Below are 2,014 nucleotides of genomic sequence, written 5' to 3'. Positions count from 1 at the left end.
GAGGATCCTTATAACGTCGACCATCCGGAGGCGGCGCGCTTCGCCCAGGAGGCCCGCATCATCGCCCAGGCGATGGGCCACAAGCCGGGCGCGAGCTACACCTACGCGGCGCCGCCCGTGTTCCTGTTCGAGCCGCATCAGACGGAGATGTGCAACTTCAAGCCCCAGGTGATCCTCAACATCGACGAGGTGTGGGAGATCAAGCGCAAGACCTTCGAGATCCTCGCCGCGCAGAAGCACCTGTGGGCCTATTACGAGCGCGTGGCGCTGCAGCGCGGCGTGCAGGGCGGGCGCAACACCGGCAAGCCGATGACCTACGGCGAGGCCTATCAGCGTCTGTTCCCGATGGCCCTGGAGGAGCTCGCATGACCACCGGCGTCTGCGTCCGCAATATCGAACGCGCCGCGTCCGAAAGCATCGCGACGCTGGCCGAGCACGGCGTCGCCACCGTGCACGAGGCGCAAGGCCGCCTCGGCCTGATGAAGCCCTACATGCGCCCGATCTATCCGGGCGCCCAGGTGGCCGGCAGCGCCGTCACGGTGCTGGCGCAACCGGGCGACAACTGGATGATCCACGTCGCCATCGAGCAGCTCCGTCCGGGCGACGTGCTGGTGGTCGGCGTCACGGCCGACAACACCGACGGCATGTTCGGCGACCTGCTCGCCACCTCGCTGAAGGCGCGGGGCGGCGTCTGTCTGGTGATCGACGCCGGCGTGCGCGACGTGAAGACTCTCACCGAGATGAGCTTCCCGGTGTGGTCGCGCGCCGTCTCGGCGAAGGGCACCGTGAAGGCGACGCTCGGCTCCGTCAACGTCCCGGTGGTCTGCGCCGGTGCGCTGGTCAATCCGGGCGACGTGATCGTCGCCGACGACGACGGCGTCGTGGTGGTGCCGCGCCGGGACGCCGACGCGGTCGCCGCGGCGGCCGCCAAGCGGGTCGCCAACGAGGAGGACAAGCGCAAGAAGCTCGCCGCCGGCGAGCTCGGCCTCGACATGTACAAGATGCGCGAGCCTCTGCTGAAAGCCGGCTTCCGCTGGGTGGACAGCCTCGCCGAGACGGAGGCGCGACGATGACCGAACGCGTCGCATTGATCGGCTTCGGCGAGGCGGGCCGGAGCATCGCGGCCGGCCTGGTCGAGGAGGCGAAGGTCGCCGTGAAGGCCTACGACCTGCGCTTCGCCGGACCGCAGGGCGCGGCGCTGCGCGAGGCGGCGGCGGCGTGCGGCGTCACCCCGTGCACGGATCTGCGCGAGGCCGCCGACGGCGCCACCGTGATGCTGTCGCTCGTCGTCGGCAGCGCCGCGGTCGCCGCCGCGCGGTCGGCCGCCGAGGTGCTGAAGCCGGGCTGCGTCTACGTCGACATGAACTCGGTGTCGCCCGGCACCAAGCGCAAGGTCGGCGCCGCCGTGGCGCCGTCCGGCGCCGACTTCGTCGAGGCGGCCGTGATGGCGCGGGTGCCGCCCTACGGGCATCGCGTCCCCCTGCTGCTGGCCGGCCCGAAGGCGCAGGAGCTGGCGGCGCGGCTCGGCACGCTCGGCATGGCGGCCGAGGCGGTCGGCGACACGGTCGGGCAGGCGTCGCTCAACAAGATGCTCCGCAGCATCATGGTCAAGGGCATCGAGGCGCTGCTGCTCGAGTCGCTGCTCTGCGCCAAGCGATGGAACATCGAGGAGCGCATCCTCGACTCGATCGGCGAGACCTTCCCGGGCCTCGACTGGCGCGAGGTCGCGACCTACTACCTGGGCCGCACCGCGATCCACGGGGCGCGCCGTGTCACCGAGATGGCGGAGTCCGCCGACACGGTGGCGGAGCTCGGCCTCGATCCGATCATGTCGAAGGCGGTCGGCCAGCGGATCGGCTGGGCCCACGAGCGGCTGCGCGACGTCTCGTGGCCGGGCGGAGCGCCCAAGTCCTACATCGACGTCCTCGCCGAGCTGGACCGCAAGGTGCGCGCCGCCGAGATGAAGGCGAGCGCCTGATCCTCGGGCGGCGCCCGACGGCGCGCCGCCCCGTCC

At 71.4% G+C, this 2,014-nt stretch carries 2 protein-coding genes and 1 pseudogene; all 3 read left to right on the top strand.

Translation table 11 applies throughout. The annotated features are described in order from the left end of the window. Positions 1-369: pseudogene (locus tag CH341_RS30945) on the top strand (PIG-L domain-containing protein); the annotation flags it as partial. After that, positions 366-1,073 carry a 4-carboxy-4-hydroxy-2-oxoadipate aldolase/oxaloacetate decarboxylase gene (locus tag CH341_RS30940; RefSeq protein WP_111423477.1) on the top strand — a complete coding sequence of 236 codons (708 nt, stop codon included), beginning with the start codon at positions 366-368 and terminating at the stop codon, positions 1,071-1,073. The pseudogene CH341_RS30945 and the gene CH341_RS30940, both read left to right, overlap by 4 nt. Continuing rightward, complete coding sequence (locus CH341_RS30935; RefSeq protein WP_111423475.1) at positions 1,070-1,978, top strand: NAD(P)-dependent oxidoreductase; 909 nt, start codon at positions 1,070-1,072, stop codon at positions 1,976-1,978. The genes CH341_RS30940 and CH341_RS30935 overlap by 4 nt, the downstream gene beginning before the upstream one ends. Positions 1,979-2,014: the final 36 nt, after the last annotated feature.

Origin of the sequence: Rhodoplanes roseus, assembly GCF_003258865.1 — a bacterium.
In the GTDB taxonomy this organism is placed as follows: Bacteria; Pseudomonadota; Alphaproteobacteria; order Rhizobiales; family Xanthobacteraceae; genus Rhodoplanes; species Rhodoplanes roseus.
Note: the sequence above shows the minus strand (reverse complement) of the source record. Positions and strands in the feature narration are given on the sequence as shown.

Bases quoted from the DNA above. Each gene is read 5' to 3' on its own strand.
- CH341_RS30940 (WP_111423477.1), top strand. From the start codon at position 366: ATGACCACCGGCGTCTGCGTCCGCAATATCGAACGCGCCGCGTCCGAA.
- CH341_RS30935 (WP_111423475.1), top strand. From the start codon at position 1,070: ATGACCGAACGCGTCGCATTGATCGGCTTCGGCGAGGCGGGCCGGAGC.